The organism is Comamonas sp. 23, assembly GCF_049601575.1.
Taxonomy (GTDB): domain Bacteria; phylum Pseudomonadota; class Gammaproteobacteria; order Burkholderiales; family Burkholderiaceae_C; genus Comamonas; species Comamonas squillarum.
The window spans coordinates 3922998-3947943 of the sequence record NZ_CP187127.1; the positions used below are offsets into that span (position 1 = coordinate 3922998).

At 66.8% G+C, this 24946-nt stretch carries 22 protein-coding genes; 11 read left to right on the forward strand and 11 right to left on the reverse strand.

Annotation, left to right across the window (positions count from 1 at the left end; all coding sequences use genetic code 11):
- Positions 1–44: 44 nt before the first annotated feature.
- The 4 genes from ACPEE1_RS17735 to ACPEE1_RS17750 all read right to left on the reverse strand — a co-directional run bounded on the left by ACPEE1_RS17735 (position 45) and on the right by ACPEE1_RS17750 (position 4813).
- On the reverse strand, positions 45–1694 hold the full coding sequence (locus ACPEE1_RS17735) for a thiamine pyrophosphate-binding protein (protein ID WP_260719021.1): 1650 nt from the start codon (positions 1692–1694) through the stop codon (positions 45–47).
- A 7-nt stretch (positions 1695–1701) separates the two neighbouring features.
- Positions 1702–2670: a Bug family tripartite tricarboxylate transporter substrate binding protein gene (locus tag ACPEE1_RS17740; RefSeq protein ID WP_423934181.1), complete on the reverse strand. Its 969-nt coding sequence runs from the start codon at positions 2668–2670 to the stop codon at positions 1702–1704.
- Positions 2671–2795: 125 nt separating this feature from the next.
- Positions 2796–4133 carry an ATP-binding protein gene (locus ACPEE1_RS17745; protein ID WP_423934183.1) on the reverse strand — a complete coding sequence of 446 codons (1338 nt, stop codon included), beginning with the start codon at positions 4131–4133 and terminating at the stop codon, positions 2796–2798.
- Complete coding sequence (locus ACPEE1_RS17750) at positions 4130–4813, reverse strand: response regulator (RefSeq protein WP_116924932.1); 684 nt, start codon at positions 4811–4813, stop codon at positions 4130–4132. Before ACPEE1_RS17750 ends, ACPEE1_RS17745 begins: the two co-directional genes overlap by 4 nt.
- A 578-nt stretch (positions 4814–5391) precedes the next feature.
- On the opposite strand from ACPEE1_RS17750, the gene hpnD reads away from it, so the two are divergent.
- Positions 5392–6234 (forward strand): presqualene diphosphate synthase HpnD, encoded by an 843-nt coding sequence (hpnD, locus tag ACPEE1_RS17755; RefSeq protein ID WP_182345165.1) that lies wholly within the window; start codon positions 5392–5394, stop codon positions 6232–6234.
- Entirely contained in the window at positions 6235–7551 is a 1317-nt protein-coding gene (gene hpnE / locus ACPEE1_RS17760) for a hydroxysqualene dehydroxylase HpnE (RefSeq protein ID WP_423934188.1), read from the forward strand.
- Between the two features lie 7 nt (positions 7552–7558).
- Here the strand turns inward: hpnE and ACPEE1_RS17765 are convergent, their stop codons facing one another.
- The 3 genes from ACPEE1_RS17765 to ACPEE1_RS17775 form a co-directional block, all read right to left on the reverse strand.
- The gene (locus tag ACPEE1_RS17765) at positions 7559–8494 is read right to left on the reverse strand and encodes a LysR family transcriptional regulator (RefSeq protein ID WP_423934191.1); all 936 of its coding nucleotides are present in this window, start codon (positions 8492–8494) and stop codon (positions 7559–7561) included.
- Positions 8495–8589: 95 nt separating this feature from the next.
- Positions 8590–9564: a quinone oxidoreductase family protein gene (locus tag ACPEE1_RS17770; RefSeq protein WP_182345164.1), complete on the reverse strand. Its 975-nt coding sequence runs from the start codon at positions 9562–9564 to the stop codon at positions 8590–8592.
- 126 nt (positions 9565–9690) lie between these two features.
- A complete protein-coding gene (locus tag ACPEE1_RS17775) occupies positions 9691–10434 on the reverse strand; it encodes an HAD-IA family hydrolase (RefSeq protein WP_182345163.1) in 744 nt (247 codons plus the stop codon).
- Between the two features lie 129 nt (positions 10435–10563).
- Here ACPEE1_RS17775 and hemH point away from each other — a divergent pair, with 129 nt between their 5' ends.
- From hemH to ACPEE1_RS17790, 3 genes are all read left to right on the forward strand, one after another.
- Complete coding sequence (gene hemH / locus ACPEE1_RS17780; protein WP_182345162.1) at positions 10564–11613, forward strand: ferrochelatase; 1050 nt, start codon at positions 10564–10566, stop codon at positions 11611–11613.
- A 48-nt stretch (positions 11614–11661) separates the two neighbouring features.
- Positions 11662–12129 carry a GNAT family N-acetyltransferase gene (locus ACPEE1_RS17785; protein WP_182345161.1) on the forward strand — a complete coding sequence of 156 codons (468 nt, stop codon included), beginning with the start codon at positions 11662–11664 and terminating at the stop codon, positions 12127–12129.
- Between the two features lie 92 nt (positions 12130–12221).
- Positions 12222–15029: an AAA family ATPase gene (locus ACPEE1_RS17790; RefSeq protein ID WP_423934196.1), complete on the forward strand. Its 2808-nt coding sequence runs from the start codon at positions 12222–12224 to the stop codon at positions 15027–15029.
- 12 nt (positions 15030–15041) lie between these two features.
- Here ACPEE1_RS17790 and ACPEE1_RS17795 read toward each other — a convergent pair whose 3' ends face one another.
- Complete coding sequence (locus ACPEE1_RS17795; protein ID WP_116924810.1) at positions 15042–15932, reverse strand: plasmid replication/partition related protein; 891 nt, start codon at positions 15930–15932, stop codon at positions 15042–15044.
- A gap of 106 nt (positions 15933–16038) precedes the next feature.
- Here ACPEE1_RS17795 and ACPEE1_RS17800 point away from each other — a divergent pair, with 106 nt between their 5' ends.
- The 6 genes from ACPEE1_RS17800 (at position 16039) to ACPEE1_RS17825 (ending at position 21673) form a co-directional block, all read left to right on the forward strand.
- Entirely contained in the window at positions 16039–16584 is a 546-nt protein-coding gene (locus tag ACPEE1_RS17800) for a DUF4256 domain-containing protein (protein WP_182345159.1), read from the forward strand.
- Positions 16585–16728: 144 nt separating this feature from the next.
- Complete coding sequence (locus ACPEE1_RS17805) at positions 16729–17688, forward strand: sulfurtransferase (RefSeq protein WP_116924808.1); 960 nt, start codon at positions 16729–16731, stop codon at positions 17686–17688.
- A gap of 83 nt (positions 17689–17771) precedes the next feature.
- Complete coding sequence (locus ACPEE1_RS17810; RefSeq protein ID WP_182345158.1) at positions 17772–18869, forward strand: YeeE/YedE thiosulfate transporter family protein; 1098 nt, start codon at positions 17772–17774, stop codon at positions 18867–18869.
- 16 nt (positions 18870–18885) lie between these two features.
- Positions 18886–19050: a hypothetical protein gene (locus ACPEE1_RS17815; RefSeq protein ID WP_021026986.1), complete on the forward strand. Its 165-nt coding sequence runs from the start codon at positions 18886–18888 to the stop codon at positions 19048–19050.
- A gap of 101 nt (positions 19051–19151) precedes the next feature.
- Positions 19152–20195: a transporter gene (locus ACPEE1_RS17820; RefSeq protein WP_232539552.1), complete on the forward strand. Its 1044-nt coding sequence runs from the start codon at positions 19152–19154 to the stop codon at positions 20193–20195.
- Positions 20196–20425: 230 nt separating this feature from the next.
- Entirely contained in the window at positions 20426–21673 is a 1248-nt protein-coding gene (locus ACPEE1_RS17825; protein ID WP_423934201.1) for a putative Na+/H+ antiporter, read from the forward strand.
- 8 nt (positions 21674–21681) lie between these two features.
- On the opposite strand, the gene ACPEE1_RS17830 is transcribed toward ACPEE1_RS17825, so the two are convergent.
- The 3 genes from ACPEE1_RS17830 to ACPEE1_RS17840 all read right to left on the reverse strand — a co-directional run bounded on the left by ACPEE1_RS17830 (position 21682) and on the right by ACPEE1_RS17840 (position 24918).
- Positions 21682–22626 (reverse strand): DedA family protein/thiosulfate sulfurtransferase GlpE, encoded by a 945-nt coding sequence (locus tag ACPEE1_RS17830; protein ID WP_116924805.1) that lies wholly within the window; start codon positions 22624–22626, stop codon positions 21682–21684.
- Positions 22627–22819: 193 nt separating this feature from the next.
- Positions 22820–24334: a tripartite tricarboxylate transporter permease gene (locus tag ACPEE1_RS17835; protein WP_116924804.1), complete on the reverse strand. Its 1515-nt coding sequence runs from the start codon at positions 24332–24334 to the stop codon at positions 22820–22822.
- Entirely contained in the window at positions 24334–24918 is a 585-nt protein-coding gene (locus tag ACPEE1_RS17840) for a tripartite tricarboxylate transporter TctB family protein (protein WP_182345156.1), read from the reverse strand. The genes ACPEE1_RS17835 and ACPEE1_RS17840 overlap by 1 nt, the downstream gene beginning before the upstream one ends.
- Positions 24919–24946: the final 28 nt, after the last annotated feature.

A 24946-nucleotide genomic window follows, 5' to 3' on the forward strand; every position in this document is an offset into this window, starting at 1 on the left:
CTGCCCAGACTTAGAAGAAACTTAGACGCGCCTCACTTTCGGCCTCAGGACTTTTGGTAGGGGAAATACGGCGGTGCCTCGCCAATGGCCAGCATATCGACCTCCAGCAATGCCAGCCCGGGTTGCCTCGCCAGCTGCGCCACGGCCTCTGCCAAGCCATGGGCCTCACTGAGCTTGCGGTAGGCGATGCCCGCCGACTGGGCCAGCAACGCAAAGTCCGGCGGCGCCAGATCGCCATAGACGCGCCGGCCGCCAAAGTTCGCATCCTGCATGTGCTTGATGACGCCGTAACCGGCGTCGTTCATGACGATGAACAGCATGTCCAGCGCTTCCTGCATGGCGGTCCACAGCTCGCAGACATTCATCATGAAGCCGGCATCACCGCTCAGCACCACGGTCTTGGCGCCACGAGCGGCAAAGGCCGCGCCGATGCCCAGCGGCAGGCCCTGGCCAATGCCTGCGCCCACCGGGTGCATCGCATCGCGCGGGCCATAGACCTCGAACAAACGGTTGCCCCAGGTGGAGTTGGCGACGGTGATATCGCGCGCCCAGACGGCGTTGCGCGGCAGCTGGCTTCGGAGCTGCTCGGCAAAGCCGGCATAGGGGCCCAGGGTGCGGGCAAAGGCCTGGCGGGCACGCTGCTTCATCTCTGCAAATTGCGCGCGGTAGCCGGGCTCGGCCTGGTAATTGCCCAGCGCCGCGACCAGGCGCTCCAAGACATCGCGGGCATCACCACAGACAAACTGCGCGCAGTCATAGCTGCGCCCTTCGGCCGCGGGGTCCAGGTCGATCTGCACCCGTTGGCCGGGCAAGGCCAGGCTTTGGTCCACGGTCTCCTGGCCGCGCAGCCGCGAGCCCACCACGAGCATCAGGTCCACGGTCTTGTAGAAGTCAATCACCTCCGGCGCGCCGGTGCCGTTGAGGCCGCCCAGATTGCAAGGGTGGTCCTCGGGCACGATGCCGCGCCCGGCCCAGCTCGATGCCATGCCAAAGCCCCTGTCCAGCAGCTGCTGCAGCGCTGCGCCGCCATCGATGGCGCCGCGCCCCACCCAGAGCATGGGCCGCCGCGCAGCCCGCACGCGCTCGGCCAGCTGCGCGATATCGGCATCGCTGGCCCGGGGGCGCGCAGGCAGGGTCGGCAGCGCCAGGCTGGTGTCCGCATCGGCCTGCGGGATGGGCTGCTTTTGCACATCGATCGGAATCTCGATGCTGACCGGCCCCATCGGCGCCGTCAGCGCCTCGCTGGCCGCCTGCTGCAAGATGCGCAGCGCGTCTTCAGCCCGCTCAATGCGGTAGCTGGCCTTGCAGACCGATTGCAGCATGCCCAGCTGGTCGCGCACATTGTGGGTGGCGCCGGTATCGCGCCCCAAGAACTTGCGCGGCACCTGGCCGGTGATATGCAAAAGCGGGCTGGAGGCAAACGAGGCCTCCAGCAAGCCCGACACGGTATTGGCCGCGCCCGGCCCGGTGCTGGAGACCAGCACGCCCAGCTTGCCGCTGCGGCGGGCATAGCCATCGGCCATATGCGCCGCGCCCATCTCGCCGCGCGTCATCACCACACGGATGCCGCCCTGGCGCGCGATGCCGTCCATGATCGGTATGTTGTGCACGGAGATGATGCCAAAGACCAGCTCGGTACCGATGGCGTGCAGGAACTGGGCGACCAGGTCGCCGATATTGAAGGTGTGGGGCATAGTGGTTTTATTGGCTGGCCTGAACGTCCGGGGCCAATGGCTTGAAGAAGGCGTAGTCGCTGGCAATGCGTTTTTTCAGATCAGCGGTACTGACCGGGTCGATGGCATAGCCCGAGCGCTCCATGTCGGCGACAAAGCGGGCATCGGCCAGGATTTTCTGGTTGGCCTGGGCCAGCGCCTCGACCACCTCGGGCGCGGTCTTGGCCGGTGCCAAGAGGCCGATCCAGCCCTCGAAATTGAAGTCGGGATAGCCGCACTCGGCCATCGTCGGCGTCTGGGGCAACTGCGGGTTGCGCTGCGGCGATGTCAGTGCCAGCGCGCGCACGCTGCCGCCCTGCACCTGCGTGACAGCCGTCGTGTTCAGATCGAACAGGATGGAGACGCGGTTGGCCATCAGCTCGGCCATGGCCGGCGCATTGCCCTTGAAAGGCACATGCGTCATCGTGATGCCCGCGTACTTGGCCAGCAGCACGCCCGAGAGGTGGTTGGACGAGCCATTGCCCGCCGAGGCATAGCTCAGCTGGCCCGGCTGGGCCTTGCCAAAGGCCACCAGCTCCTGCAGCGACTTGAACGGCGACTGCGCGCCCACCAGCAGCACATTCGTGTACTTGACGACCGAGCCGATGGGCAAGAAATCGGCCACCGGGTCAAAGCTGGTGCTGGTCACCGCCGGCGTGATGCTGATCGTGGGGCTGGCCACAAAGTACAGGGTGTAGCCATTGGGCGCTGCGTTTTTGACCGCATTGGCGGCCAGGGTTCCGCTCGCGCCCGCCTTGTTCTCGACAATCACGCTCTGGCCCAGAAGCTCGGAGAGCTTTTGCCCGTACTGGCGCGCCACGATATCGACCGAGCCGCCCGGTGAATAGCCCACCACCAGCTTGATGGGCTGCTCCGGATAGGCCTTGGGCTGGGCCTGCGCTGCAGCGCCCCACACCCCCAACAGCGCTGCACTGAGCGCGATGTTCCATGGGTTCATGCCGGTCTCCTAAGTTTACGCTCCTTTATCCCTTGGGTACCGACAGCCCCCTCCCCCTGCTAACCCTAGAAGTTCGCAGATTGAATAAGCTGATATTTACAACGAATCAGTTGCGCCGTGTGGGCTTAGAAAATCACCCGCACCCGCAGGCCACCCAAGCTGGGAGATGCATCCAGCAGCAACTGCGCACCATGTTGGCGCGCCACCGCGCTGACAATGGCCAGCCCCAGCCCGCTGCCATGCGCGGTGGTGCCGGGCACGCGGTAGAAGCGGTCCAGAACCCGCTCGCGCTCTTCGGGAGCGATACCGGGCCCGCTGTCTTCAACGCTGAGCACGCGCTGGCACTCGGCATCGGCGTACCAGCGGCACAGCACTTGGCCACCAGCGGGGGTGTAGCGCAGCGCGTTTTCCAGCAGATTGCGCAGCAGCAGGCCCAGCGCATCGGCCTGGCCCTGCACGGGCTCCAGGGTGTCGTCCAGCTGGTGCTGCAAGGTCAAGCCGGCTTGCTGGGCCAGCGGTTGCAGTTCATCGACCGCCATCTCGCATAGCGCAGCGACCGCAACCGGCTGCGCAGGCGCCGCCTGCATCTGCCCGGCCTCCTGGCGGGCCAGGTGCAGCAACTGCTCGACCATGCGCGTGGCCCGGTCGATGCCGGCCATCACCCGCTCGCTGGCCACGCGCCGCGCGGCATCATCGGGCGCGCGGGCGAGGCCTTGCACCTGCAGCCGCAAGGCCGCCAGCGGTGTGCGCAGCTCATGGGCAGCATCGCCTACAAAGCGCTGCAGCGCATCAAAGGCCGCCTGCAAGCGCGCCAGCAGCAGGTTCATCTCCTGCACCAGGGGCTGCACTTCCAGCGGCAGGTCGGCATCGGCCAGCGGCGAGAGGTCATCGGCCTGGCGCGCCGCCAGCTGCGCGCGGGTGCGCGCCAACGGCGCCAAGGTATGGGCCACCACCCACCACACCACCAGCATGATCAGCGGGGCCAACAGCAGCACCGGCACGATGGAGCGCAAGGCCACATTGCCCGCCATCTGGCCGCGCGATGCCGCTTCTTGCGCCACCTGGATCACCTGGGTCGGCGTCTGCAGCGCATAGATGCGAAAGGCCACGCCGTGCTCCCGCGCATCGCTGAACCCCAGCACGGCGACCTGGGGCAGCAGGCGCGAGTTGCTGGAGCGGTAGAGCATGATGCCGTCGGCGCGCCAGATCTGCACAATCATGTCCTGCGCCTTGGCCTGCGGATCGGCCAGCGCGTCCGACGCGACCTCGGACGCGAGCCCGGCCGACAGCGCCAGCGCAATGCGCTGCATCTGCACATCGAACAGCGCCTCGGTCTCCGCCCGCGCCGTGCGGTAGATGCTGACAGCCTGCAGGCCCGCGGCCACCACCACAACGGCCAGCAGCGCCCAGATCAGCCGCGCGCGCAGCGAAAAAGGCCGCCCGGCCCGCAGCGCATGGCTCAAGGCGCCACCCCGCTTGGCAGCGACTCGACCGGCACCAGGTAGCCCAGGCCGCGCACATTCTGGATCAGATCGGCGCCGAGCTTTTTACGCACGCCGTGGATATAGACCTCGACGGCATTGCTGCTGATGTCATCGCGCCAGGAATAAAGCTTTTCTTCCAGCTGCGCACGCGAGAGCACGCGGCCGGGCCGGGCGATCAAGGGCTCGAGCACCGCCCACTCACGGGCCGACAGCTGCACCGGCTGGCCGGCCACAAAGGCCTCGCGCGAGGCGGGCACCAGACGCACCTGGCCCCAGCAGTACTCGGGCTCGGCCCGGCCGCTGGCGCGGCGCAGCAGCGCGCGGATGCGCGCCAGCAGCTCATCGAGGTCATAGGGTTTGATGATGTAGTCGTCGGCACCGGCATCGAGCCCCGCGACGCGCTCTGCAATGGCATCGCGCGCGGTGGCCACCAGCACGGGGATGCGGACCTGGCGCGCGCGCATCTCGCGCAGCACCTGCAGTCCATCCACCCTGGGCAGGCCCAGGTCCAGCAGCACCAAGTCGTAGCCGGCAGTCGCCAGCGCCGTCTGCGCCATCGCCCCGTCCTTGACCCAATCGACCGCCCAGGATTCGGCACGCAGTGCATCGAGCACCACTTCGCCAATCATCTGATCATCTTCTACCAGGAGTATGCGCATGGCAGCATTATGCAAGCGGCCCATCACACGATGGCTCACAGACCCAGAAGGAAAACGGGCTGAACCCCTCAATGGTGCTCAGCCCGTACCCGCTAGATCCACGACAGAAAGATCCGCCACAGGCACCCCGTCAATCGTGGTGCCTGCAGCGTCCCTCCACACATGCCGCCGTCAGTGTGGGATCCCGGACTTGTTGTTGGCTTTGGTCCTGGTGCCCGGGCGGCATGCATCTCCCCTTGTGCTCAATGACGACAGCGATTATATGGAGATCGACATGTCAATACCCAACAACTATTGCAACAAAAGACTTCGATCCGCCGTCCCGCCGCACCCTGCCTTTCCGCCATATGGAAAAAGATCTTTGAATTTATTTATAATTTTTCCCTTTTATTCGCACCCCAGCCACTCCGGCAGGCATTGTCAACAAAGCTGTGCAAGCACTCACCCCCGCCATCGGGGCAGTGCAGCCCGGTTTGCTCGGGCTCACAGGGAGGCCAGGCAAGGCGCCGTGATGACTTGCATCTCTGTCGCTGGGGTACTCTTCCCGGGCATCCGGCCCATGGGACAATACGGCGCTTATGACCACGCCCCAGCAGTATGTTCAAAACAAGGCCGCAGCCTCCGGCAGCAGCTTTTACTATGCCTTCCTCTTCCTGCCCAAAGACCGGCGTGCAGCGATCACCGCCTTCTACGCCTTTTGCAGAGAGGTCGACGATGTGGTCGACGAGGTAAGCGACCCGGGCGTGGCAGCGACCAAGCTGGCCTGGTGGCAGAGCGAAGTGCGCAAGAGCTTTGCCGGCCAGCCCAGCCACCCGGTCATGCAGGCACTGATGCCCCATGCCAGCGCCTTCTCCATCCAGGCCGAGCACCTGCTGGCGGTGATCGAAGGCTGCCAGATGGACCTGGAGCAAACCCGCTATCTGGATTTTCCCGGCCTGCAGCGCTACTGCCACCTGGTGGCAGGCGTGGTGGGCGAGGTGGCAGCCCGCATCTTTGGCCAGACCAGCCCGCAAACCACGCAGTACGCCCACAAGTTGGGCCTGGCGTTCCAGCTCACCAACATCATTCGCGATGTGGGCGAGGACGCGATGCGCGGCCGCATCTACCTGCCCGTCAATGAGCTCCAGCAGTTCGATGTCAAGGCGCATGAGGTGCTCAACCGCAAGTACTCGGACCGGTTCGAAGCGCTGATGCGCTTTCAGGCCCAGCGCGCCCACCAGCTCTATGACGAGGCGCTGACCCTGCTGCCGCAGGCCGATTACCGCGCGCAAAAGCCCGGGCTGATGATGGCCAGCATCTACCGCACCTTGCTGCGCGAGATCGAGCAGGACAAGTTCCAGGTGCTGCACCAGCGCGTGAGCCTGACTCCCCTGCGCAAGCTCTGGCTGGCCTGGCGCATGCAAGCGCTGGGCCGCATGTAAGTGGACCGCAGCCAACGTATCGCCGTGATCGGCGGCGGCTGGGCCGGCATGGCCGCTGCCGTCGAGCTCGCTGCGGTCAGCGCCCACCAGGTGACGGTCTGGGAATCCTCCGCCCACTGGGGCGGCCGCGCGCGCGGTCTGGCCTTGGCCTTGCCCGGCGGCGACGAGATCACCATCGACAACGGCCAGCACATTCTGATTGGTGCCTACACCGCCTGCCGCGCGCTGATGGAGCGGGTGGGTGTCAGCACCGATGCGTCCTTTATCAAGCGACCACTGGCCATGCGCTACCCCGACGGCCGGGGCATTCAGTTTCCCGATACCGCCCCGCCCTGGGATGCGCTGATCGGCATTGCCACGGCCAGGGGCTGGTCGCTGATCGAACGCCTGCAACTGCTGCGCCGCGCCGCCGCCTGGCAACGCCAGGGTTTTCGCTGCGCACCGCAGGCCAGCGTGGCCGATCTCTGCGCCGGTCTGCCCCAGCGCCTGCTCGCAGAGTTCTTTGACCCGCTGTGCATCTCGGCGCTGAACACGCCCCTGCACGAAGCCAGCGGCCAGGTCTTTCTGCGCGTGCTGCAAGACAGCCTGTTTGCCACCCACAAAGGCTCGCATTTCTGGCTACCGCTGGTGGACCTTGGCAGGCTCTTCCCCGATGCTGCCGCCAGCTGGCTGCAAGCCCGGGGCCATGACTGCCACCTGAGCGGTCGGGTGCAACAGCTGGCCAGGTCCGAGTCCGGCTGGCGGGTCAACGGCCAGCGTTATGACCAGATTCTGCTGGCCTGCCCGGCCTGGGAGGCCGCGCGCCTGGTGCAAGCGGCCTTTGCCGATCCGTCAGCGCCCGAGCAGGCAGAGGCTCAGGCCTGGGCCGACGACGCCCAGCGCCTGGCACACACCGCCATTGCCACCGTCTACGCCTGGAACCCGGCCCCCAACGCCCAGGGCCACAGCCTGACTGCGCCCTGGCTGGCGCTAAAGAGCAGCCCTTTGCAGCCCGCGCAGTTTGTGTTCGACCGCGCCCAGCTGGGTGACCCGGCGGGCCTGCTGGCCTTTGTCATCAGTACTAGCGAGGGCGACCGCGCCGAGATCGAGCAGCAGGTCATCGCCCAGGCACAGGCCCAGTTGGGCCTGGCCTTGCAGTCCCTCAAAACCATTGTGGAAAAGCGCGCCACCTTTGCCTGCACGCCTGGGCTGCAGCGCCCTGGCATGGCCATTGCACCCGGTCTGCTGGCCTGCGGCGACTATATCGACGGGCCCTACCCCGCGACCTTGGAAGGCGCCGTGCGCAGCGGCATTGCCGCCGCCCACGCGCTGGCCTGACCCTTCCTCAAGCAGCGCCTTCTGGCTGGCCCCAGGGCGCGCCCTGCGCAAAATGCGCCATCACCCAGTCGCGCAAGGCGCTGGATGCGGCACTGCGCCACTGGCTGGAAGGCCGCACCAGGTAAATGCCGGCATCGGCCTGCAGTTGCCACTGCGGCAGCACCTCCTGCAGATGGCCCGCTGCCACCTCGGGGCCCAGCAACCAGTCGCCGCCCGCAATGATGCCCAGCCCTTGGCGCGCGGCGACCAGCAAGGCCTCGTTGTCATTGCTCACCATGCTGGCGCGGATACTGACCGTGCAGGATTCCCCCGCGCGCGAGAACTGCCACTGCGGGTAGCTGCGCAGCCCGGTAAAACCCAGGCAGCGGTGGCTGGCCAGGTCCTGCGGCGTTTGCGGCCAGCCTTGCGCTGCCAGATAGCTGGGCGCGGCGCAGACCAGGCGCCGGTGGTCACACAGCCGGGTCGCCACCAGGCTGCTGTCGGCCAGCGAGCCGATACGGATCGCGGCATCAAAACGCTCCCCGATGATGTCGACAAAGCGCTCGGCATACTCCACATCCAGCACCACCTGCGGGTGGGCCTTGGCAAACCCCGCCACCATGGGGCTGAGCCAGCGCCGCCCCATGCTGGCCGGCAGCGACAGCCGCAGCGACCCGCGCACCACCGCCGCGGCCTCGCTGGCCTGGCGCTGGGCCTGTTCCAGCAAGGCCATCGCCTCGCGCACCTGGGCCACAAAATGCTGGCCCTCGCTGGTAAACCGCAGCTGGCGCGTGGAGCGCTCCAGCAGCCGAATCCCCAGCCGCGCCTCCAGCGCGCTCAGCCGGCGCGACAGCACCGTCGGGTGGCGCTGCAACTGCGCGGCCGCTGCGACAAACGAGCCGGCATCGAACACCGCCAGCAAGGCGCTGAGTTCATCGGCGTGTTGGCTGTCGAGCAGGGGCATGGTCGCTGGCGGAGTGGTTGGTGTCCGCACTATAGACGAAGACGCGGTGGCGGCCCTTGCCTGGGCGGCCATGCCGCCATACAAGCCGCCTGGCTTCAAGGCAGCAGCACCACCGCCCCCTGTGTCTGCCCCGCTTCCAGATCGGCATGGGCGGCAGCCACGTCGGCGAGCGCATAGCGGCGCCCAATGGCCGGTTGGAGGATGCCTTGCGCCACTGCCTGCAGCACGGCAGTGGCGCGCTGCTGGTACTCGGCCGCCGAGGCAGTGTGCGCGGCCAGTGAGGGGCGGGTGATGTAGAGCGAGCCCTTGGCGTTGAGCGTGCCCATTTCGACGGCGGGCGGCGCGCCGGTGGTGGCGCCAAAGGACACCATCAGGCCCCGTGGGCGCAGGCAGTCCAGCGATGCGGCAAACGACAGCTTGCCCAGGCCGTCATAGACCACATCGGCCATGCGCCCGGCAGTGGCCTCGCGCAGTTGGGCGGCCAGGGTCTGGGGATCGAACACCAGCGCCTGGTCGCAACCGGCAGCCAGCGCCCGCGCCTGGCTTTGCGGTTTGGAGACCACGCCGATGACGGTGGCGCCCAGGTGCTTGGCCCAGGAGGCCATCAGCTGGCCCACACCGCCCGATGCGCCATAGAGCAGCACAACGGTGCCCGGGCCGACGGCATAGGTGCTCGTCAGCAGGTACTGCGCGGTAATGCCTTTGAACAGCACGGCGGCGGCCTGCTCGGCGCTGATGCTATCGGGCAGCTTGACCAGGCGCTCGGCCGGGTAGAGGCGCTCGCTGGCATAGGCGCCCAAGGGGCCGGTGGCATAGGCCACCCGGTCGCCCACCGCCACCTGGCTCACCCCGGCGCCCAGCGCCAGCACGGTGCCCGCGCCCTCCAGACCCAGGCCCGATGGCAGCGGGATGGGCGCTATGCCCTTGCGCTGCAGCACATCGAGCGGGTTCACGCCCACCGCCTCCTGCGCGAGCAGGACCTCCCCCGGGCCGGGTGCGGCCACATCCAGCTGCTGCAGTTGCATGCATTCCGGGCCACCGGCCGCTGCCAAACGAATCACTTGCGCCATCTATCACTCCTTGCGGTTTTGTCGATGGCGCCAGCTTAGAGCCTGCATGGATACGGATAAATAGTGCGCCATACAATAGATAGCTGCAGTGGGTGCAGCAATCACCGCCGTGGCGCTACCGAGCTGTCAGGCAGCGCGCCGCCCCAGCAGATCACACAGCTCGGTCAGATTGCGCACCAGCGCCTGGGGCGGGGGGCTGCTCAAGGGCCAGCGCAAGGCCAGGCCTGCTTCGCTGCGCTGGTGGTGGTCCAGCTCCTGGCGCTGCACCCAGGCGGCCTGCATGCCGCAGGCCAGCGCGCCTTGCACATCCAGCTCGGCGTCGTCGCCCACATGCAAAAAGGCCGGCAGATCGATACCTGCGCGCTCGGCAGCAGCGGCAAAAATGCGCGGATCGGGCTTGGCCACCCCCACCTCGCGCGCGCTGGTGCTGGCCACAAACCAGGGCGACAGGCCCACCAGGTCCAGCTGCGCATTGCCGTTGGAGACGGCGACCAGCGGGTAGCGCGAGGAGAGCCAAACCAGCGCATCCTCGACTTCGGCAAACCAGGTCACGCGGTTGCGGGCCGCAAAGAACTGGGCAAAAACGGCCTCGACCAGCGCTTCATCGCCACCGCTTTGCTGCAGCGCGCGGCGGATGAACTGCTGGCGGAAATGCGTCATGTCATGCGCCAGGTGTACAAAGTCATCGCGCACCGACTGGCGGATGCGCTGGGCCTCGGCCGCGTCCTGCAGCAGCGCCGCAGTGGCAGGGGCATGGTCCAGCAAAAATGCGTGCTGTGCGGCCTCGGCCGCCTTCAAGGTGGGCAGCACGGGCCAGAGGGTGTCATCCAGGTCAAGGCTGATGGCACGGATTCGGGAGAGATCGAGCATGGCGCCCAGCATAGCGGATCGCGGCCGCCTGGCGCGCCGCAGCCGTCCGCAGCCCGACAAGCGCGCGCGGGCCCGCTGCGCCCAGGGGTATGCACCGGGGCCGGCCGCCAAGCTGCGACAATCCTAGCCATGGTTTCACGCTTTCGACCCGAGCCCCTTGGCCAACCCCTCCCTGACCGAACCGGCATCCTGCTGTGCAACCTGGGCACACCCGATGCGCCCACCACAGCGGCCACGCGCCGCTACCTGGCCGAGTTTCTGAGCGACCAGCGCGTCGTCGAGATCCCGCCGCTGGTCTGGAAGCCGATACTGCATGGCGTCATTTTGCGCACCCGGCCGGCCAAGTCGGCCGCCAAGTACCGCAGCATCTGGATGCCCGAGGGCTCGCCGCTGGCCGTCTGGACCGACAAGCAGGCCAAACTGCTGCGCGGCAGCCTGGGCGAAGCGGGCCACCAGGTGCTGGTGCGGCCGGCGATGCGCTATGGCAACCCCTCGATTGCCCGCCAGCTCGATGCCTTCAAGGCCGAGGGCGTGCGCCGTGTGCTGGTGCTGCCGCTGTACCCGCAGTATTCGGCCACCACCACGGCCAGCGTGGTCGATGCGGTCAACGCCTGGTGCGCCAGCGCGCGCGACATCCCCGAGATCCGCTTTGTGCGCAGCTACCAGCGCGACCCGGGCTATATCCAGGCGCTCGCGCAGAGCGTGCGCAAGCAGTGGCAGATGGATGGCCGCGCGCCCAAGCTGGTGATGAGCTTCCACGGCATTCCTGAGCGCAATGTGCGCCTGGGCGACCCCTACCAGCAGCAATCGCAGGAGACGGCCCGCCTGCTGGCCGCCGAGCTAGGCCTGGCCGAGAGCGAGTACCTGCTGACCTTCCAGTCGCGCTTTGGCAAGGCCAAATGGCTGGAGCCCTATACCGAGCCCAGCCTGATCGCGCTGGCCCAGCAAGGCCTGCGCCATGTGCAGGTGATGTGCCCGGGCTTTCCCGCCGATTGCCTGGAGACGCTCGAGGAGATCAACCAGGAGGTGCGCGAAGCCTTTGTCCATGCAGGCGGCCAGCAGTTCGACTACATTGCCTGCTTGAACGACCAGCCCCGCTGGATCCAGGCGCTGCGCGAGCTGGCCCTGCAGCACCTGCAAGGCTGGGACACCAGCGCCCCGCCGCCCCAGCCGCGCTGAGCGGCCCACCCGCACAACACCCGCCCACGCTGCCCGAGACCGTAGCCTATGACCCTCCTCACCACTTACCGGCCCGAGCAGCGCGAGCGCGTGCTGGCCCTGTCCCTGCACGAGGCGCAGCAGCCCTATGTCGCGCCAATGGCCCAGACGCTGGCCGAGCTCCACCCGGGGCTCAGCGCCCACCTGATCGGCCATGGCGAGCAGATTGCCGGCTTTTTCCTAATCGACCAGGACTACGCGCAGCGCTACCCCTTTGCCTCGGCGGACAGCGTGGGCCTGCGCAGCTTCTTTGTCGACCAGCGCTTTCAGGGCATGGGCCTGGCCAAGCGCAGCCTGCAGGCGCTGCCCGCCTACCTGCAGGCGCAAGGCATGGCCGCCACAGCCGTGTTCCTGACGGTGAACTGCAAGAACGCCGCCGCCATCCCGCTGTACCGCCAGTGCGGTTTTGCAGACACCGGCGAGCTGTACCTGGGCGGCGGCTACGGCCCACAGCACATCATGCGGCTGGCGCTGTAACGCAGCGCTTTCGCCTTGCCCAGACAGCCACATTGACCCACCACAAGGCCCCTGGCGCCCCGCGCGCCTGTCGCCTTCCAAAAAAGATTCCCTTGTCCGACACGCCATTGACCCCTTCCCCACCTGCCGCCTCCTTGCTCTGCGCCGAGCTGCTGCAGGCCCACGAGCTGCGCCTGCGCATTGACCCGGCCCAACTCGGCTTTGCCAGCACGGCCGAACTGGTGCAGGAGCCCTTCTCCTGGATCGGCCAGCAGCGCGCGCAGGCGGCGGCCGAGTTTGGCCTGGCGATGGACCCGCCCGACTACCACCTGTTTGTGCTGGGCGAAGAAGGCAGCGGCCGCACCTCGCTGCTGCGCCAGGCCATGCAGGCCGAGGCACAGCGCCGCCCCGCCGCGCAGGACATCGCCTTTGTGCACAACTTTGCCGTGCCCGAGCGTCCCCAGGCGCTGCGCCTGCCCGCCGGCCAGGGCCGCAGCCTGCGCCGCCGCATCGAGGCCATGGTGGACAAGCTGCCCGAGCAGCTCGACAAGGCCGTGCAGCAAGCGCAGCACCGCAGCCAGATCGAGCAGCTCTACAACCAGGCCCGCCAGGCCGAAGAGGCCGCTTTTGGCACGCTGCACGACTGGGCCCAGGGCTCCGGGCTGCGCATCCGCCGTGAAGAGGGCCAGCTGGTGGTCGAGAGCCAGGACAGCGGCCCTGCCGGCCCAGGGGATGCCGGATGCCCGGACGCCGGACAGCCCGCTGCCGATGCGCCTGCTGCGTTGACTGCCGCAGAGCGGCTGCAGGAGCCGTCCGCCGCTGACGCCAATCAGCTGCCGCCAGCGCTGCAAAGCGACTCTCAGCCCCCAGCCGACACCGAGGCCGACCCGGCCCTGCTGCTGTCTCCTGGCGAAGGCGCAGAGCAAGAAGGCGAGGATGGCGCAGACGCCCCCAGTGCCACGGCACCCGCCGAAGATCTGGAATACCAGCTGCGTGTGCAGCTGGCGCAGTTCCGCGGCCTGGTGCGGCAGGCACAGATGGCGCGCGATGCGGCGCTCAACCTGTTCTACCAATCGCTGGCCACGCCGCTGTGGCAGGCTGCATCCGCGCAGGTGCTCGATGGCCTGACGCCCAGCGCCGAGCATGGGGCCACCTTGCAGCGCTGGCTGTCGCAGATGCAGGCCGAGTGGCTCAAGAACATGGCGCTGTGGGTGCCGGGCAGCATTGCGCAAGACGCCGATGCGCTGCTCGACCAGACCGACAGCATCGAGGGCGAAGGCGAAAGCCAGGACGCACGCGACGATGCCCGCGCCCTGCTGGAGGCCAAGCGCAAGGCGCTGCGCGCGCTCAGCCAGCTCAACCTGATCGTGGACCACCATGGCGAGGCCCATGCCCCTGTGGTGCTGGAGGACCAGCCCAGCCTGCGCAACCTGTTTGGCACCATCGACCCGCCGGAAGACGACGAGCGCCGCAGCGATTTCTCCTGCATCCGCGCGGGCAGCGTGCTGCGCGCCGATGGCGGCTTCTTGATGCTGCACCTGCGCGATCTGCTGGGCGACGAAGACAGCTGGCAGGCCTTGCGCCGGGTGCTGCGCACGCGCCAGCTGCGCATTGAGGATGCGCATGCCGCGCAAGGCCCCAGCAGCAGCGGCGCGATGCTGCCCGAGCTCTTGGCGCTGAACTTCAAGCTGGTGCTGGTCGGCTCCGAAGAGGCCTACTACCAGCTGCAGGAGAGCGACCCGGACATGGCCCGGCGCTTTCGCGTCAAGGTCGATTTTGCCGACCAGTTCCAGGCCTCGCTCGCCACCTACCGCGCCACTGCGGCGCTGATGGCGCAGCGCTGCAAGCTCTACCAGATGCCGCACTGCGACGCCGGCGCAGTCGCCCGGCTGCTGGAGCAATCCCACCGGGAGGCCGATGACCAGCAGCGCCAAAGCGGCCGCTTGAACCAGCTCGAAGCCCTGCTGCTGGAGAGCGCCCAGCGCGCCCGGCAATCCGGCCAGCCATCGGGCCAGCACCGCCTGGTGCAGGCCGCCGATGTGGAGGCCGCCTTGGCCGCCCAGCGCCTGCGCCACAACGCGATGGAGCAGGACCTGCATGCCGCCATCACCGACGGCGAGCACCTGATCTCGTTTGCCGGCAGCCAGGTCGGCCAGATCAATGGGCTCTCGCAGATCGACACCGGTGACCACCGTTTTGGCCTGCCGGTGCGCATCAGCGCGCGCACCCATGCCGGCCAGGAAGGGGTGATGAACATCGAGCGCGAGGTGGCCATGTCCGGCCCCATCCACGACAAGGGCGTGCTGATTTTGCAGGGCTATCTGACGGCCTTGTTTGGCCACCTGGCCCCGCTGGCGCTCAATGCCTCGGTGGTGTTCGAGCAGGAATACAGCGGTGTCGAGGGCGACTCTGCCAGCTGCGCCGAGCTCTACGCGCTGCTGTCATCGCTGTCGGGCATGCCGCTGCGCCAGAGCATCGGGGTGACCGGCGCGCTCAACCAGCATGGCGAGGTGCTGCCGGTGGGCGGCCTCAATGAAAAGATCGAAGGCTGGTTTGACCTTTGCGCCGTGCAGGGCCTGGACGGCAGCCATGGGGTGCTGATCCCGGCGCGCAACCAGCGCCACCTGATGCTGGCCGAGCGCGTGGTGCAGGCCGTCGAGGCCGGGCAGTTCCATGTCTACACGGCCGAGCATGTGGGCCAGGGCCTGGCCTTGCTGACGGGCCAGTGCGAGCTGCCCGCCAACGCCGCGCACGCGGTGGAAGAAGCACAGCGCCTGCCGATCGCCGTGCTACAGGCGGCCGAGGCGACCTTGCTGCAGTACCGCCTGGCCTGCCAGCGTGCCGATGCGGCGCGGCCCCGTGCCCAACGGGCGCGCCAACGGCAAATGCCCAAGCCCGTCAAGCGCCCGCCGCTGGATTGAGCGCTGGGTCGTTCAGGCTTCGTCCGGGACGGGCAGGTCCTGTGACGACGCTGCCGCCAGCTGCAGGCGCAGCTGGGCGTTTTCCAGCTCCAGCGCCTGCACGCGGGCGCGCAAGTCGCTGATCTGCTGCTGGGCCTTGTCCAGCGCAGCATCTACCGCCTCGGCGCCATGCGCGGCCGAGGGGGCGCTGGCCGGCTCGGCGGACTCGGGCGCCTCTTCCTTGGGCTTGCGCTTGGCTTCGCGCACCTGCTTGACCACCTGCTTCAAGCCATCCTTGCCGCCTTGGGCAGCGGCCTGCTGCTCTTCGTGCGGCAGGGTCGCGACCACGGCCGCGGCGTTGATGGAGATATCGCCGGCCTTCAAAGCCTCGACCAGCGCAGGCGCGGCGCTTTTCTGGATCTTCTCGATTTGCGCAACCTGGCTGCTCGACAAGCGCGCCGCCTTGGCAATCGCCTCGCGCGTGGCTACTTTTTCCAGCTCGGCCGCATCGACCGGCGAGAACGCATCATCGGCATTGCTGACGGCTGGCGCCTCGCCTTCGGCCTGTTGCGCGGGCACCGGGTGGGCCTTCTCCAGCTTGCGGTGCTCCAGAATCTCGCGCTTGCGCAGTGCCAGCACGCCACGCTGAAAATCGGAGACGCTGCGGCGCCCCAGGTGCTGGTCAATCATCCACAGGTAGACATCCTGCATCGACTGGAACTGGGTGTTCTGCACCGTGTTGAAAGGCAGGCCATGCTTTTGGCAGATGCCGTAGCGGTTGTGGCCATCGACCAGTACATTGCCCCAGAGCACCAGCGCATCGCGGCAGCCTTCGGCCAGAATGCTGCGCTCCAGCGAGGCATGCTCGTCCGGGGTCAGTGGGTCGATGTAGGCCTTGAGTTCTTCGTTGACAACAATATCCATAATGCAGAGCGGCGGCAGGGTGCCGCCGCTGGTAATCCTTAAAAAAGCTTGCGCCGATTGTAGAAGTGCGCAAAAGTGGCAGCCGCTTGACAAGGATTTGACAACCATGAACAAGACCGAACTGCAGGCATTGATCGCCGTACTCCAAGCCCGCTTTGAGGCCCACTCCGCCCGCCACCCGTCGCTGGACTGGGCTCTGGTGCTACAGCGCCTGGACAAGAACACGGCCGCCCACCAGGCGCTGGCCCAGATGGAGGCGACCGGCGGCGAGCCCGACGTGATCTTGCAGGACAGCGCCAGCGGCCAGCTGCTGTTTGCCGATTGCGCCGCCGAAAGCCCCACGGGGCGGCGCAGCCTGTGCTTTGACGAAGAGGCGCTGGCCGCGCGCAAGGAAAACAAACCCGCAGGCAGTGCGCAGGGCATGGCCGATGCGATGGGTGTGCAGCTGCTGGACGAGGCGCAGTACCGCCATCTGCAGACCCTGGGCGCGTTTGACGGCAAGACCTCCAGCTGGCTGGCCACGCCTGACGAGATGCGGCGCCTGGGTGGCGCGCTGTTTGGCGACCGGCGCTATGAGCGCGTGTTCACCTACCACAATGGCGTGCAGTCCTATTACGCGGCGCGCGGCTTTCGCGCCGGCCTGTGGGTCTAACACAGGCAGGGGTTGGTGCAGCACCATCCATATTCCCTGGGAGCATATAACCTTACCGCCATATATTCAATCCGCGCATAGCATGCTTGCAGACCGCAATCGCGGGACAATAGGCCCATTGATTTGCCCCCACACGCTATTGCCATGACAACCTTTCGCCAGCTGGCTGTGGCCAGCGCCCTGTTTGCCAGCAGTTGGCTCACGGCAGCCCATGCCGCCCAGCCCCTTTTGAGCCCGGCCGAGTTGGCCAGCGCCCAACAAAGCGCGGCCGCGCCTGTCGTCATCGATATCCGCGAGCCCAAGCTCTATACCGAAGGCCATATTCCCGGCGCGCTCAACGCGCCCTATGGCAAGTGGCGCGGCCCGGCCACCAACCCCGGTGAGCTGCCCGATCTGCCCAAGCTCACGGCCTTGGTGCAGTCGCTGGGCCTGACCCCTGCCACGCATGCCGTCGTGGTATCGACCGGCGCCGATGCCACCGATTTTGGTGCGATGGCGCGTGTCTACTGGAGCCTGAAGGTGCTGGGCTTGAAGGACCTGTCCATCGTCAACGGTGGCATGAAGACCTGGGTGGCCGAGGGCCAACCCGTCAGCACCGAGACGCCCCAGGTGCAGGCCAGCAGCTACCAGCCCGTGCTGGACGAGAGCCTGATCGCCACGCGCGACCAGGTGCGCTCCCATGTCGACCTGAGCAATGCCGCGCTGGTCGATTCCCGCCCCGATGCGTTCTACCAGGGCAAGACCCGCGCGCCAGCGGCCAAGCTCTCGGGCACCCTGCCCGGCGCGCAACAGCTCGATTTCAACCAGTGGTTCGTCAAGGGCACGGCCCAGTTTGTGGACCCGGCCACCGCTCGGCAGATTGCGCAGAAGGTCAGCCGCAAGGACGGCCAGGACACCGTCGCCTTCTGCAATACCGGCCACTGGGCCGCTACCGACTGGTTTGGCCTGAGCGAGATGGCCGGCCTGCCCAATGTCAAGCTGTATGCCGGCTCGATGGTGGACTGGACCCAGCAGCCCGACGCCCCGGCGATGGAGAACCAGCCCGGCCGCGCCGAATCGCTGGCCTATGACGCCAAGCAATGGTGGCAGCGCAAGTTCAAATAAGCCGGACCCGGTTCTTTGGCTGCCAGCACTTCTGCAGAAGCGCTGGCAGCTTTTTGTTGTATTGACTCTCAACGGTGATCGTGATGAAACGACTTCCCCTGTCGATCCTGATGGCGGCCTTTTTTGGCTGGCTGCTGTGGTCGGTATCGCTGCGCCAGGCGGCGCTGTTCCTGGTCGGCATCGGCCTGGGTGCCATCCTGGCTGGCCAGCGCTTTGGCTTTACCACCGGCTGGCGCATGCTGGTCGAGGACAAGGACCCACGCGGCGTGTTTGGCCAGCTGCTGCTGCTGGCACTGGCCGCCGCGATGGCCATGCCGCTGCTGGGCCACTACCCGGAGCTGACGGCCGCGCTGGGCCCGCCCAGCATCAGCCTGCTGGTGGGCGCCTTTGTGTTTGGCCTGTGCATGCAGATTGCTGACGGCTGCGGCAGCGGCACCTTGTACAAGGCGGGCATGGGCATCCCGATGAACACGGCCATCCTGCCGATGTTTGCGATTGGCAGCTTCTTAGGGTCGCTGCACCTGGGCTGGTGGCTGGACCTGGGCCGCATGCCGGCAGTCGGCCTGGTCAGCACCTGGGGCTGGCTGCCTGCGCTGCTCGCCACCTTGGCGGCGCTGGCTGTCATCGGCTTTGCGGTCAAGGCCTATTGCGCCAAGGCCCATGCCGCGCAGCAGCGCAGCATGCCCGGCCTGTGGCAGCGCAAGTGGGTGATGGGCGCCATTGGCCTGGCCATCTTCGCCACCTTGAACCTGGTGATTGCCGGCCAGCCCTGGGGCGTGGTCTATGGCTTTGGCCTCTGGGCCGCCAAGGTGGCCAATGGCGCCGGCATCGTGGACCTGGCGGGCAACTGGTTCTGGAGCCAGCCGGGCAATGCCCAGCGCCTGCACGAGACCGTGCTGCTGGACATCACCAGCATCACCAACATCGGCATTCTGGCCGGTGCGCTGTGGATTGCTGCGGGCAAGCCGACTGCTGCCAAGGCGCTGACCGGCACGCAGTGGCTGGTGGCCCTGGTCGCCGGCCTGGTGCTGGGCTACAGCTCGCGCCTGGCCTTTGGCTGCAATGTGGGCGCGATGCTGTCTGGCATCAGCACCGGCAGCATCCATGGCTGGATCTGGGTGCCGCTCGCCTTTGCCGGCACGATCTTCGGGCTGCGCATTCGCCGCCATTTTGGTTTTTAAGCGCGAGGAGCCGCACATGAACACCACCCTTTTGCGCAGCAGCTTCTGGCTGCTGCTGGTCGCCTTCATCGCCTGGGATTACGTCCACAGCCAGCCCGTGGACCTGCGCTACGAGGCGCCGCTGATCGCTGCAGGCTCGGGCCAGCATGCCAGCGGCGGCCACTGCTCGATGCCCGACTGAGCACGCCCGCGCGCGTCATGGCTTTGTCATGAAACAGTCACGGTAGCTGCCAAAAATACGGGGTTTGGCGCGGGGCATCCGCCCGTCCCCGGAGTGCTATCTTGACTGAACCCCTGCCGCGCGAGCCTGATACGGCCCCGCTGATCTCCCCCCATGACAACAGCGGCCTGATCTGGGGCTATGCCTTTGACGGCCAGGGCCCCGCCACGGCGCTGACCGCCGAGCAAGCGCAGGCCTGGCTGGCCGCACCGCCCAGCAGCACCGGCTTTGTCTGGCTGCATTTCAACCTCTCGCATGCCCACTGCCTGCGCTGGCTGCAGCAGTATGCGGCGCTCGATGAGCAGTACTTTGAGGCGCTGCGCGATGGCCTGGCCTCAACCCGTATCGAGCGCATGGATGACGCGCTGCTGGCCGTCATCAACGACATCGATTTCGACTTCCAGTTCGAGTCCAGCGATATCCACACGATGTGGATCCAGGCCTCGCCCCAGTGGGTGTTATCGGCCCGGGCCCACCCGCTGCGCTCGGTCGATGCGCTGCGCCAGCAGATTCGCCAGGGCGACACGCCCGGCTCCAGCCCCCAGCTGCTCGAACGCCTGCTGCGCGCCCAGGCCGATGTGCTGGTGCGCATCGTGCGCGATGTGACCCAGCGCGTCGACCAGATCGAGGACACCATGCTGGGCGGGCGCACGCGCATGCAGCCGCGCCAGCTGGGTGCGCTGCGCCGCCTGCTGGTGCGCTTGAAGCGCCTGCTCGCGCCCGAGCCCTCGGCGATGTTCCGCCTGCTGCAGATGCCCCCGCAGTGGATGCTGGACGAGGACCTGCATGCGCTGCGCGCGGCCAGCGAAGAGTTCTCCGTTTTTCTGCGCGACATGCAGTCGCTCGAAGAGCGCATCAAGCTGCTGCAAGAAGAGATTGCCGCCGGCATCAACGAAGACACCAACCGCTCGCTCTACACGCTGACGATGATCACCGTGCTGGCCCTGCCGGTGAACATGATGGCTGGCCTGTTCGGCATGAATGTGGGCGGCATCCCGCTCAGCCAGGACCCGATGGGCTTTTGGCTGCTGGTGGGGGTGATCGTGCTGTTCTCGTTGATCGCGGCCTGGTGGCTGCGCAGCAAGCGCCGCAACCCGCCGACCTGAGAAGCTGTTCAGCGTCTGCAAAAAGACATTGAAAACCCATCACTGATTATTTTTTTGTAAAATAGAAGGCTTGGGTGTCGTCACATAGGGTGTAGCGGCAGGTTGTTAGCGAAGGTCGGGCCGCCTCGCTGGAACCCTGTTGCCTGCACCGTTTGGCCTGCGGGGCGCTGACACCCCCGTGCGCGCCCAATGGCCTGCAAACGGCTGCATGCTTCGCATCGGAGCACACCATGTTTGCCATCGAGCATCTGGCAGCTGGCATTTTTGCCATCGCGCTGGCCCACACCTTTCTTGCCAAGCAGTTCGAGCGCCTGTCGCACCGCTACCCGCGCCATGCGGGCGTCTTCCATCTGCTGGGCGAGGTCGAGATCGTCTTCGGTTTCTGGGCCATGGTGCTGATCGGCGTCATGGCGTTTGCCAGCGGGCCGGCCCAGGCGGTGGATTACGCCGAATCGCGCAACTACACCGAGCCCCTGTTTGTCTTTGTCGTCATGGTCATGGCCGCCTCCCGCCCCATCGTGATGACGGTGCAGCGCACCCTGGCGGCGCTGGCCCGCGCCACGCCGCTGCCCACGGCCCTGAGCCTGGCCTGGCTGGGCCTGGCCGCCGTGCCGCTGATGGGCTCGCTGATCACCGAGCCGGCCGCGATGACCATTGCCGCACTGACCCTGGCGCCGCTGGTGTTCACCCCTCTGATGCCCACCCGCCTCAAGTACCTGGCGCTGGGTGTGCTCTTCGTCAATATCTCCATTGGCGGCACGCTCACCTCCTATGCAGCGCCGCCGGTGCTGATGGTCGCTGCGACCTGGGGCTGGGACAGCGCCTTCATGCTGAGCCACTTTGGCTGGAAAGCGGTGATTGCCGTCTTGATCAACGCCAGCATTGCGACCTGGTGCATGCGCGGCCATCTGACGGCAGCACCGCAAAGCGGCGATGCGCAAGCGTCCATGCCGCTGGGCGTGGTGGCCGTGCATGCGGCCTTGCTGGCGGCCGTGGTGGTGCTGGCCCACCATCCGGTGCTGTTCCTGGGCGTATTTCTGCTGTTTCTGGGCTACACCCATGCCTATGCCAGGTACCAAAGCCCGCTGATCCTCAAGGAGGCGCTGCTGGTGGGCTTTTTCCTGGCGGGCCTGGTGGTGCTGGGCGGCCTGCAAAGCTGGTGGCTGCAGCCACTGGTGGCCAGCATGGCGCCGCTCGCGCTGTTCTTTGGTGCGCTGGGGCTGACCGCCATCACCGACAACGCCGCCCTCACCTACCTGGGCTCGCAGATCGAAGGCATGAGCGATGCGGCCAAGTACATGCTGATGGCCGGTGCCGTCGCCGGCGGGGGCCTGACGGTGATCGCCAATGCGCCCAACCCTGCCGGTGTGGCGCTGCTCAAGCACGGCTTCAGCAACGCAACCATCAGCATTGGCGGCCTGCTGCTGGGCGCCTTGCTGCCGACGGCCATTGCGGCGCTGGCCTTCCTCTGCTTATAAAGCTCGGCTTATAAGGCCGGGGCAGCGCTCTTGCCATGCACCTGGTAGCCCGCATCGATCCAGGCATCGATGCCGCCCAGCAGCGGCCGCACCCGCTGGATGCCGGCGCGGCGCAGCAGCTGGGCAATACGGGCTGCCGAGACCTCATTGGGGCAGGCGCAGTACACGATCACCGCAGCGTCGGGATCGATGGCCGGCAGCCGCGCCCCCCTGGCATGCGGGTCATAGGAATGCGCCCCGGGAATATGCGATGCCTCGAACGCGGTGCCGGCACGCACATCAAGGATGACAGGCAGATCGCCGCCGCCCAGCATGTCATTGAGTTCGTCGACCGTGAGCCGCTCCATGCGCAGCGAACGGATCACCTGGCGCCGGCTCCACCAGCGGCGCGCGATAAAAATGGCAAACGCCAGCCCCAGCAGCAGCAAGCCCCACTGGCCCAGTTGCGCGAGCACCGCCAACAGGTCCTCGACCGTGGAACTGAACAGCCCCCCCAGCAGCACGGCCGAGCCCACCCACAGCAGCGCGCCTATTCCATCGAACAGCACAAAACGGGCGGGCGTCGTGCCCACGGCCCCGGCCAGCGCACTGGCAATCGATGCAAAGCCGGGCACAAACTTGGCAATCAGCAGCGACTTGGCACCCCAGCGGCCATAGAGCGATTCGGTGTTCTGCACGCAGGAATCGGGCGAGAGCGAGACCTTGCACACCCTGGCAAGCACACGCCGGCCATAGCGCCGCCCCATGGCATACCAGACGCTATCGGCGATCAGCGCCGCCAGCACGGCCACTGCAATCAGCAGCAACTGCTGCGCCAGCGAATGGCCATGGATGGCGCCGGTCACCATCAGCACCGGATAGGCAGGAATGGGCGCGCCCAATTGCTCGATCAGCACATTGAGAAAGACGATGCCAATGCCGTATTCGCGCACCAGGGCGACAATCAGATCCATGGAGACAAGCCGTTCATATGCTGCAGGCGCAGCGACAGTTTTTGATGCATGGATGGTAGGCCATGCAATAGCTGCTGCCTAGCCCGCAAATGGGCAATACAGTGTTGCAGCTTTAGAACGCTCGCGCAGCGAACGCCATAAAAAAGGCACCCCGCAGGGTGCCAAGAGAAGGATGCATTGCCAGCGCCGGGCATCAGGCCGCTGCAGCCTGCAGCGCCTTTTTGTGGCCCATCCACTTCAGAACCCGGGGAACGATCAGCACCGCCAGCACGATGATGATCAGAGTCAGTGACATGGGGCGCTGCAGGAAGATGGTCCAGCTGCCCTCGCCAATGGCGACCGCGTTGCGCATCTGAGCCTCGGCCAACGGCCCCAGGATCATGCCGACGACCACCGGCGCGGTAGGGAAGTCAAACCGCCGCATCACCACGCCCAGCACGCCAATGCCCAGCAGCAGGAACAGATCGAAGGTGCTCTGGCGCATGCCGTAGGCCCCAACGGTGGCGAAGATCAGAATGCCGGCGTACAGCTGCGGCTTGGGGATCTTGAGCAGCTTGACCCACATGCCCACCATCGGCAGGTTCAGCACCAGCAGCATCACATTACCGATGTAGAGCGAGGCAATCAGCGCCCACACCAGCGTGGCCGAGCTGGTAAAGAGCTGCGGGCCGGGGTTGATGCCGTAGTTCTGGAATGCGCCCAGCAGCACGGCCGTGGTGTTGCTGGTGGGAATGCCCAGGGTCAGCAGCGGAATCAGCGCCGCCGTCACCGTCGCATTGTTGGCGGCCTCGGGGCCGGCCACGCCTTCGATGGCGCCGCTCGTGCCGAACTCGGCCTTGTCGTCGCCCTTGGCCAGCTTCTTCTCGGCCGCATAGCTCAGAAAGGTCGGGATCTCGGTGCCACCTGCAGGGATGCAGCCAAACGGCGTACCGATGACCGTGCCACGGATCCAGGCGGGCACCGAGCGCTTCCAGTCGCGGCGTGTCATGTGCACGCGGCCCATGGTGTTTTGCGTATCGCGGGTCTTGGCCTCATAGAGCGCAAAGTACAGCACCTCGGCCACGGCGAACAGGCCGACGGCCACCAGCACGATGTCGATGCCGTCGAGCAGCTCGGGCTTGCCCATTGTGTAGCGCGCCGCACCGGTGATCTGGTCCATGCCGATGCAACCCACGGCCAGGCCCAGGAACAGGGCGGTCAGACCGCGCAGGCTGCTCTTGCCCAACACCGCGCTCACGGTGGTGAAGGCCAGCACCATCAGCATGAAATACTCGGGCGGGCCCAGGCGCACGGCAAACTCGGCCACGGTGGGCGCAAACAGGGTCACGACCACGGTCGCAATCGTGCCGGCCACAAAGGAGCCGATGGCCGAGGTCGCGAGCGCCGCACCGGCGCGCCCGCTCTTGGCCATCTTGTTGCCCTCCATCGCGGTCACCATGCTCGCTGTCTCTCCCGGGGTGTTGAGCAGGATCGAGGTGGTCGAGCCGCCATACATGGCGCCGTAGTAGATGCCGGCAAAGAAGATCATCGAGGCGGTCACCTCGACCTTGGCAGTGATGGGCAGCAGCATGGCCACCGCCACCGCAGGGCCAATGCCCGGCAGCACGCCAACCGCCGTGCCCAGGGCGCAGCCCACCAGCGCCCAGAGCAGGTTCACCGGCGTGGCCGCCGTCATGAAGCCTTGAATCAGTGCATTGAAAATTTCCATCACAGCCACCCTGTCTCGGTCAGTCCAGGCAAGTTGATTGCCAGGAATTGGGTAAAGGCCCAGAACACGGGCGCAGAAATCAGCAGGCCGGTGACCAGGTCCTTGCCCATGGTCTTGAACGAGCCCGCCTGCGTTTGGCCGGTGGCGCGGCGCAGTCCTTGCGTGGCCAGCACATAGCACAAGGTGCAGCTGAGAATGAAGCCCAAGGTGGTGATCAGCGCCGCGCTGCTCAGCAGCCCCGCGCACACCCAGGTGAGCGCGCCCCAGTCACCATGCTGGGCGCCATCGGGGGCATCGAGGTGGTGAAAACCGCCGGTCAGGGCCTCCCAGCACAGCCAGATGCCGCACAGGCCCAGCACGCTGGCCGACAGCCAGGGCAGAAAATCCGGCCCCACGCCGCTGTAGCCCGCCTGCGAGGGGATGTGCAAAGCACCCCAGGACAACAGGCCGGCGATGACCAAGACCGCTATGCCGACCAGCAGCTGCGAGGTGGTACGCGGCGTGTGCGCATGCTCGAAAGCCTCTGGCGCAGGCGCGGCTGCGCCGTTGGCGGCCGGCTCCGAAGAATCTGCGGTGTTGCTCATATCGAAACTCCTGAAAAAGATGACCGTG

Coding starts and splice junctions, on each gene's coding strand:
- ACPEE1_RS17735 (WP_260719021.1), bottom strand. CDS start 1,694: ATGCCCCACACCTTCAATATCGGCGACCTGGTCGCCCAGTTCCTGCAC.
- ACPEE1_RS17740 (WP_423934181.1), bottom strand. CDS start 2,670: ATGAACCCATGGAACATCGCGCTCAGTGCAGCGCTGTTGGGGGTGTGG.
- ACPEE1_RS17750 (WP_116924932.1), bottom strand. CDS start 4,813: ATGCGCATACTCCTGGTAGAAGATGATCAGATGATTGGCGAAGTGGTG.
- hpnD (WP_182345165.1), top strand. CDS start 5,392: ATGACCACGCCCCAGCAGTATGTTCAAAACAAGGCCGCAGCCTCCGGC.
- ACPEE1_RS17765 (WP_423934191.1), bottom strand. CDS start 8,494: ATGCCCCTGCTCGACAGCCAACACGCCGATGAACTCAGCGCCTTGCTG.
- ACPEE1_RS17770 (WP_182345164.1), bottom strand. CDS start 9,564: ATGGCGCAAGTGATTCGTTTGGCAGCGGCCGGTGGCCCGGAATGCATG.
- ACPEE1_RS17775 (WP_182345163.1), bottom strand. CDS start 10,434: ATGCTCGATCTCTCCCGAATCCGTGCCATCAGCCTTGACCTGGATGAC.
- hemH (WP_182345162.1), top strand. CDS start 10,564: ATGGTTTCACGCTTTCGACCCGAGCCCCTTGGCCAACCCCTCCCTGAC.
- ACPEE1_RS17785 (WP_182345161.1), top strand. CDS start 11,662: ATGACCCTCCTCACCACTTACCGGCCCGAGCAGCGCGAGCGCGTGCTG.
- ACPEE1_RS17795 (WP_116924810.1), bottom strand. CDS start 15,932: ATGGATATTGTTGTCAACGAAGAACTCAAGGCCTACATCGACCCACTG.
- ACPEE1_RS17800 (WP_182345159.1), top strand. CDS start 16,039: ATGAACAAGACCGAACTGCAGGCATTGATCGCCGTACTCCAAGCCCGC.
- ACPEE1_RS17805 (WP_116924808.1), top strand. CDS start 16,729: ATGACAACCTTTCGCCAGCTGGCTGTGGCCAGCGCCCTGTTTGCCAGC.
- ACPEE1_RS17810 (WP_182345158.1), top strand. CDS start 17,772: ATGAAACGACTTCCCCTGTCGATCCTGATGGCGGCCTTTTTTGGCTGG.
- ACPEE1_RS17815 (WP_021026986.1), top strand. CDS start 18,886: ATGAACACCACCCTTTTGCGCAGCAGCTTCTGGCTGCTGCTGGTCGCC.
- ACPEE1_RS17825 (WP_423934201.1), top strand. CDS start 20,426: ATGTTTGCCATCGAGCATCTGGCAGCTGGCATTTTTGCCATCGCGCTG.
- ACPEE1_RS17830 (WP_116924805.1), bottom strand. CDS start 22,626: ATGGATCTGATTGTCGCCCTGGTGCGCGAATACGGCATTGGCATCGTC.
- ACPEE1_RS17835 (WP_116924804.1), bottom strand. CDS start 24,334: ATGGAAATTTTCAATGCACTGATTCAAGGCTTCATGACGGCGGCCACG.
- ACPEE1_RS17840 (WP_182345156.1), bottom strand. CDS start 24,918: ATGAGCAACACCGCAGATTCTTCGGAGCCGGCCGCCAACGGCGCAGCC.